The sequence below is a fragment of the Paeniglutamicibacter antarcticus genome (assembly GCF_039544305.1).
Lineage (GTDB): Bacteria > Actinomycetota > Actinomycetes > Actinomycetales > Micrococcaceae > Paeniglutamicibacter > Paeniglutamicibacter antarcticus_C.
In genome coordinates this window covers 1-7,009 of record NZ_BAABLK010000077.1, presented here as the reverse complement: position 1 = coordinate 7,009, position 7,009 = coordinate 1, and the positions used below count along the sequence as shown (strand labels likewise).

At 53.6% G+C, this 7,009-nt stretch carries 5 protein-coding genes and 1 pseudogene; 2 read left to right on the top strand and 4 right to left on the bottom strand.

All coding sequences use genetic code 11. The features are described 5' to 3' along the window. Positions 1-144: 144 nt before the first annotated feature. The gene (locus tag ABEA12_RS15370) at positions 145-657 is read left to right on the top strand and encodes a DUF488 domain-containing protein (protein WP_345468863.1); all 513 of its coding nucleotides are present in this window, start codon (positions 145-147) and stop codon (positions 655-657) included. A gap of 499 nt (positions 658-1,156) precedes the next feature. Here the strand turns inward: ABEA12_RS15370 and ABEA12_RS15365 are convergent, their stop codons facing one another. Continuing rightward, on the bottom strand, positions 1,157-1,945 hold the full coding sequence (locus tag ABEA12_RS15365; protein ID WP_345468861.1) for a transporter substrate-binding domain-containing protein: 789 nt from the start codon (positions 1,943-1,945) through the stop codon (positions 1,157-1,159). A gap of 713 nt (positions 1,946-2,658) precedes the next feature. Between ABEA12_RS15365 and ABEA12_RS15360 the strand changes: the two are divergent. Further along, positions 2,659-2,880, top strand: a pseudogene (locus tag ABEA12_RS15360) (integrase core domain-containing protein); the annotation flags it as partial. 5 nt (positions 2,881-2,885) lie between these two features. Here the strand turns inward: ABEA12_RS15360 and ABEA12_RS15355 are convergent. From ABEA12_RS15355 to ABEA12_RS15345, 3 genes are all read right to left on the bottom strand, one after another. Beyond that, the gene (locus ABEA12_RS15355; protein WP_210101411.1) at positions 2,886-3,353 is read right to left on the bottom strand and encodes a hypothetical protein; all 468 of its coding nucleotides are present in this window, start codon (positions 3,351-3,353) and stop codon (positions 2,886-2,888) included. Between the two features lie 1,776 nt (positions 3,354-5,129). After that, positions 5,130-5,861 carry a GAF and ANTAR domain-containing protein gene (locus ABEA12_RS15350; protein ID WP_210101410.1) on the bottom strand — a complete coding sequence of 244 codons (732 nt, stop codon included), beginning with the start codon at positions 5,859-5,861 and terminating at the stop codon, positions 5,130-5,132. A 441-nt stretch (positions 5,862-6,302) separates the two neighbouring features. Continuing rightward, complete coding sequence (locus tag ABEA12_RS15345) at positions 6,303-6,707, bottom strand: YsnF/AvaK domain-containing protein (protein ID WP_210101409.1); 405 nt, start codon at positions 6,705-6,707, stop codon at positions 6,303-6,305. Positions 6,708-7,009 lie beyond the last annotated feature (302 nt).

Genomic DNA, 7,009 nt, shown 5'->3' with positions numbered 1-7,009 from the left:
GTTTTCTCGGCGTCCGTCGGCGCCACCGTTGCCGCTCAAGGCTGCGATCAACGATCCCGCGAAACGGGCCGCATTATCGGTTCATTAACTACTATGACTATGTCTCATTTGATTTGACAAGTTCCGCAGCTTCGAGTCTTCACGATCGGCCATTCAACCCACGATTTTGACGAGGTACTGGAGATGCTGCGGACCAGTAAAGTCACAGCGCTGGTGGACGTACGTTCGTATCCAGCCTCACGGAAGTTCCCGCAGTGGAACCAAGAGGCGATCGAAGAAGCGTTACCCACTGATATCGAGTACCAGTGGATCCGCGATCTGGGTGGCCGCAGACACACACCCAGCGGCGTTTCTAGCCCGAACGAAGGATGGAGGGTCAAGGGCTTCCGGGATTATGCGGATTACATGTCGAGCGCACCGTTCGTCTCCGGGCTCGCTGAACTGATGCAGATAGCGAAACAATCCGTGCCGGCCATCATGTGTAGCGAGGCCGTACCGTGGCGATGCCACCGTCGACTGATCACCGATGCGTTGCTTGTTGCCGGTGTGGAGGTCTTCGATATCATGTCGCCTTCCTCGACCCAGCCGGCGAACATGACCGAATTCATTAGAGTGCACAACGGGGACATCACTTACCCCGTGGTGGAAGAAGGATGAGCATGAGCTTAGGCCTGGAGGTTCTCGATCCTTGCATCAAGGTGCCCCGCGGAATACAAGATCCTCCAATGAGTCCTACTTTTCTACAGATTCTAAAATAGGAGCATTTCGACGGTTCCTATGTGCCCCTACCGACGCAAATGTTAACTGCTTTTGAAACGTCCCTGGATACCACCCAGACTCCGCTCATCATGCGAGTGCCGGAGGCTGCCGTTGACCGCCGAGGGAATGGAACTACTGCCTGCTCGAGGATCCCTGAGACAAGAACAACACGCTCATTCGGGGCGCTGTCACCATCTCGTGAATGTGGGTCTGCCCATCTGAGATTTTCTGGCTTTCCTTGCAGGCGCCAATGTCCCTCAGGCTGGGGCTTACTTCCTTCAGTCAGGAAGCGTGAAACTCGAAGCTCTTTTCCCTGGTTTCGAAAGCGCCCTTTTGCCAGTGCCGGATACCCCCGGCGGAGTTTTATGAAAAACCCGGGGGCTAACGGAACGTCGAGTTAGCCAAACCAAGGCTTCTTTGCTTTTGCGTAGGTGCCATCGTTTTCGGTCATGTTCAACCACGCATCAACATATTCCTTGAACGCAGTGTCCCCCCGGGGCAGCAGATATGCCTTTTGTGAGTAGTCGAAAGGCTTATCCGGGTGAACTGCACACAACTCCGGATGCTCGTTGGCGACCCAGCGGGTTTCTGAGGCATCAGTGGTCATGACATCAGCACGTCCCTCGATGATCTCGTCAAAGATCGTGTTGTTATCTTCAAAGGCGATCACCTTGCCATCGGAATAATGCTCCTCAGCGAATTTTTGGTTGGTACCGCCGATGGGGGTGATGGACCGGACGTCGGGCTGGTTGATTTCCTTGATTGTGTCGTATTTGTCCACGTTTTCGCACAGAGTGATCGGTGTTTTGCCTTCGTCCAGTGTTGCGGTAGAGAAAGCGGCTTGTTCGGCACGTTCCAGTGAGATGGATACCCCGCCCACACCAATGTCGCATGAACTTAGGTAGTCATCCATGAGGTCTTTCCAGCTGGTGTGCACATACTTCACTTTCACGTCGAGACGTTTCGCCAAGTCCTGGACCATGTCGATGTCGATGCCCGAGTACTTCCCGGTTTCTGGGTCCTTGTAAGTGAAGGGGCGATAGTCTCCGGTCGTGCAGACCGTAAGCGTCTTGGTTTTGCGTACATCGTCGAGTCGGGAATTGATGCTTTCCACGTCAACTTCCTGGCCAAGGGCAGTGTTCTTGTCGGGTGTTTCAGCCCACGTGCCGCACCCGGTGAGGATCATGCTGAGTCCTGCGACAACGGTTGCAACCGATGTACGTTTCATTCGTGGTTCCTTTGATCGATGGCGTGCTGGCTCCCCATTGAGACCAGATTCTGCCCAACCTAGCACCCACCAGATGCCCACCACTACTGACATTGGTATCAACCGTTGGGTCTGTATAGATCTGCGCTTTGGAGTTCAAGCGACTTTATGAAGATTCAGCGTCCAATACCGCTCTGATTTACCTCAAACAAGGATCACCACTGTGGGGGAGTGGAACCCGCGGCGGAGCTAGCCGTTCACCCAGACGGCGCAGACGTTCGGGCCATGTAATCGACGCCGCACCAATCCATCGTTTGGTAAGACCCGAATTCTCGCGGTTAAAGCAGTAAAAACCTGTGCGAACGATAATCAAACGTTCTCAATAAAGTGTCGCAGGATCACTGGTGTTAGAAATCCTAGACCCTGCGTTTGTTGAGACACTTTTACAACGCGGAACTTTTGGAACGACACTCACGGCAGGATTACGAGTATTCATCCTTTATGTGGAGAGTCGCCGGCTACTTCGATTTCAGTTCTGCTTGGCCGGATGCTTGCAAGAGCGCCGGATGAGTTATCAGTTCATCGTCCGGTATGAGTGGTCTCCACGCAGTTCGAAGAGTTTGGGTGCATTTTCTTCGCTGGCGATGGATTCCATGAAGAGTCGATCGAGGTTTTCAGTCATCTTCTTCACCAAGTACGGGCGACCGAGGCCGTACCGGCCGCAGACCAAGGGCAAGTTGGAGAGGTTCAACCGCTTCATGCTCGAGGAATGGGCGTATGCGAAACCGTACCGTTCGGATGCCGAAAGGGTGGCCGCTTTTCCGGCGTGGCTAAACTATTACAACCATCGTCGAGGACACACTTCATTGATGGGTCTGGCATCGGCTGACCGTGTTCCTAACCTCTGTGGGTAATACACCTAGGCTATGGATATTTCCGGCGAATAAACTGTTTCGTGAACGGCTAATGTCTGCTTAAGTGCATCCGCTTCCCTCGCCTGAGCACGTTTCTCCGCGGTCGTGCGCCGCTTGGCGGGTCCGGTGTAGCGGACACGGTCCATGGGACGCAGCGAGGAAGTAGAACCGGTCAGGAAACGGACATGCCACAACGGTGGCACTAACGCCGTGAATTCAGGACGTTCAACCACAAATAGACGCATCGCGGGGCAAAATGGCATCAGTGCCAACCGTTTGCGACGGACCTCGTCCACGATATGCAGCAGCAGGAACTCAATCGTCTCTTCTGACTTGTATCGGCGTTTGAGCTGCACGTAATGAACCCATAATTCGTTCTTGCGCATGCTGTACTGCACGAAGCCAGCAAGGTCGCCCTGCACGAAAAGCTGATAGCGATGCTGCTCTTGATTATTTTCAATAACCCGTGTCATTCCCCCTCTGTATCCCAAATATGGAATACGAGTTGCGGAACGCGGAAAGTGTGTCAGGGGGTACGGCGACGCACTGCTAAAAGACCCTGTAGATGATGGCGATGCAGCGGACAGATCCATGAAGTGCTCCAATAAAGGAATCCACGGCCCGCTGCTGAACCATTTACAGTATATAGCAAAACGAATCAAGGGTGCGGTCTGGACCATACGAAACATCCACTCTTATGGATCGGTCAGGCCCGGGTGAAGCGGTGAGTGAAACGTTCGATCCGTAGTACTGATTCTTCCTTGAGAGCACCCATGCCTTTGGCCACTGCCATAGACCGACCTAGCATGTTGCCTGAGAAAGGATGGGAAGAAAAAATTCCGCTACTGGGCCCAACTAAGTTCGCAGCTTGAATCCAATCCTGCAACGACCGCTCAAGTCTGGTTCGAAACGGCCCGATGGCGACCTTCCTGGGTTTGGCAATCAACTGTTCACGTTCGTGCACTAATCATTTGCCAGCCGCTCTGCCAGCATGCGATCACGATGCTTAACGGCTACCTAGCACGTATGCTCCCCCTCCAGAGTGAGTTCTCCAACTCGGCGACTGAGTTGGCAGCCTCTAACCGTTTTCGGGTCCGCAAAAACGCCCAAGCTCAAGGAACGGCGTTCGCATCCCATAGAACTGTTCGCAGTTTCCGCACCAGCACTCCACATCCCATGCTTCCGGCTCCAATCCTCCGCCCAGAACCGGTTTGATCTGTTCAAAAACCAGGTACTCCGCTGTGCGGCATTTCCCGCAAATGATCGAGGTCTCTTTGCCGTTCCGCTGGCCCAGACGCCTAGTCACCGGTGTCCAGTGCGGGTCTGGAACCGCGTGTCCTTCGATGTTCAGCTGGTGATCGTACAGTTTCATCTGTTTTGCTCCTGCGCGAATACACTCCCATGTGCTTCCCTGAGGCTGGAGAAGCTATGCACTAGTCCGCCGGAATGTTGGTGGACTGAATGATTTTCATATTATGTTCATCATTGCTAGACATGCACAAGCTTTTCGACATGCGCGGCAACTCCTGACTTTTCAACAAATCCCGGACCAGAGATCAGCGGGGAGCATAAAAGTCGGACAGGCCCATGAAGGATATCCGCTGACGGTCTCACACCCTGGAGCACTGGCAGAGGATTTGAAGCCAAGTAGGATGGTGGTTCTGAGGTTTTAGGTAAATTTTTGATCCGTCATTGAACACACCGGTCGTCGGCAAGACGAGGGCCCTACCATCGCGTCGAATCGATCGAACCATCAGCAACCGTACCAATGCCGACATCTTCTATGACAGATGACCCGGCGTATTGTCGTAGTGCGGAAGCCGGTTCGCAGGAGACGCTAGTTATAAAATCGTTCCCGTCATCCCTGGATTGGCGGCCATTTTGTTGCTCGCTGATCATGGCGGCCAAGCCTGAGCCGAGTCCTCAAGCCAGCGCGTAAGAGAAGCCTAGAATTCTTCTGGAAGTGGCCACAAGATCTACCTCTACGCGAGGGAATCACTGAGTGTCCCGCTTTTGTGCAAAAACATGATGCAGCCTTCCCCGTGCTGCGATGAGAGTAGACCGCAGAGACGCGAACTCTCAGCGATGGGGAGCAGGAAGATTCTTGGGCAGGCCAACAACCCTTCAAGGCCAACCCCGGATCCAACTTTGCTATTGGATACATGGCTTTCTTGTTGAACCGTGCTCACGACGCAGCGGTGTCTTCAGGTCACTGATCCAATAGTCTTTGGATCCCTGCATTCATGTCGCTAGGCATCGAAGTAGGTATTGGGTTCCTGGTTTCCCGTTTGGTCGACCATCGCGGCAGCGACATCACGCAGCTTGATGTTTCGGCTGGAGGACGCCGACTTAAGAATTTCCACGGCACGGTCATGACTGCAATTATTTTGTCCCATGATCATCCCCACGGCGAGATTGATGGTGGTACGGGACTTCATAGCTTCCAGGGCATTATCTGCAGTATCCCTATGCCGTGCCAAGTCCAAAGCAAGGGCGAAGGCCTGGGATGCCTGTTGCGCGTATCCTTTGGCCAGTTCCACTTTTTCCGGCGTGAAGGGATGGGCCACATCCGCATAGATGTTTAGTGCCGCCCTATCCTCATTCCTCATGGGGAAGGGGATTGCCAAGACCGAGCGTATCCCGCGATCCAGAACAAATTCTCGGTAAACCGGCCATCGATCATCAGCTTCCAGCTCCGGAGCATGAACCATGGATTGAGTGCGAGAGGCTCGCAAGCACGGCCCATCTTGGAACTTGTATTGCACCTCATCAAGGTCTTGCGCCCTTTCGCTGCTGCTGGCCACGGTGCCAGCCTGCTTGTGCCGCAGCAACGTGATCCCGCAGAGAAGTTCTTCCCCGTCCGTAGATAATTCGTGCACTGCCAAACGAGTCAAGGCATTGAGAAAATTCTCGATCTCACTGGACTCAAGGATCAGACCATGTAGATAGTCACTGACACTCGTTCGAGTTTCAACGGTCAAGGCTGCACTTCTCTTTCATGATGGTCGCCAAAGGTTCTGCCGAACTTCCCTCAAGGAGGGCATATCCGCCTACGCGGTAACTCTTATCCTACTAACCTGGATTTTTCATGGAATGCCGAAGGACCGCTGAATCCCTGATTTTCCCGGATTCGGCGGCCCTACCCGTTTTGGGGCATGCCCCGTTTGGCATTTACCGCAGGCGTCTCCACACATTCGCAGCACAGTCTTTCGCCCACCGCGCCCCGTATCAGAAACACTCGGTAGCGACCGTTTCTTGAACGAGAATAAGGGCTATAGGCAGGAGGGAAATAAGGCCATGAACATTCCAACGCCAGATAGCGGGACACCCAGCACTACGCTGGCCTATACCTCGGCCTAACTGAACAGCACATGGGGCAACGCGCACTAAGGCTATGGTGACTGCTATTGACCGTTGATTCCTTATGGCTCGATGACTTCGGTTTCGATAACTTCCTTGCGCACCTGTCCCTCAACAACTTCGTCTCGCGACTGTGCACTACGGCTTAAGCGGATACGTTCGATCGGGACAATGTCCATTTCGATGCGCGGTTTCTCCTCATACAGAACCACCTCGATGACATCTTCGTTGAAAGCGGTCTCTACTGCGTCATACAACCGCTGCCGTTCAGCATCTGTATAAGAGGTCTCGCCATCATCGTAAAATTTTGTTCCATCAATGACAGCAGTGCGCTCAATGACAAGCTCTTCACGTCGGATCTGAACCGTCACCGTCGCATCTTCCGTCACCACTTTTTTGATCAGTCGCACGCGTTCCGTTTCGTGGATTTCGGTGCCAACCAAGAGTCGCTCTTCGGAGCGGGTCATGACTATCTCGTCATCTCCCAGGGGGGACACACCGCTGTTGTCGACTGTGTCCGCTTGGATGTATTCGGGCTCATTGCGTGTAGTCGATAGGGAGTAGTAACGCAGCAGTTGCTCCTCTTCCTCGGGCAGTAGACGGCCTTCGTGTGAGACCACCGGAGAATCGTGAACTGCTGATCCCCTATGTGCCAGGGTTGAACGGTGCCAACGTGACATAGCAAGTCACCCCGATGGCGCAGGGCGAGAAGTAGGAAACCGATCAATATGTCTAACCTAGTTTTGGCCGATGTAGGCCAAGATGGATC

Excerpts from the sequence above, each read along its gene's own strand:
- ABEA12_RS15365 (WP_345468861.1), bottom strand. The coding sequence starts at position 1,945 with ATGATCCTCACCGGGTGCGGCACGTGGGCTGAAACACCCGACAAGAAC.
- ABEA12_RS15355 (WP_210101411.1), bottom strand. The coding sequence starts at position 3,353 with ATGACACGGGTTATTGAAAATAATCAAGAGCAGCATCGCTATCAGCTT.
- ABEA12_RS15345 (WP_210101409.1), bottom strand. The coding sequence starts at position 6,707 with ATGACCCGCTCCGAAGAGCGACTCTTGGTTGGCACCGAAATCCACGAA.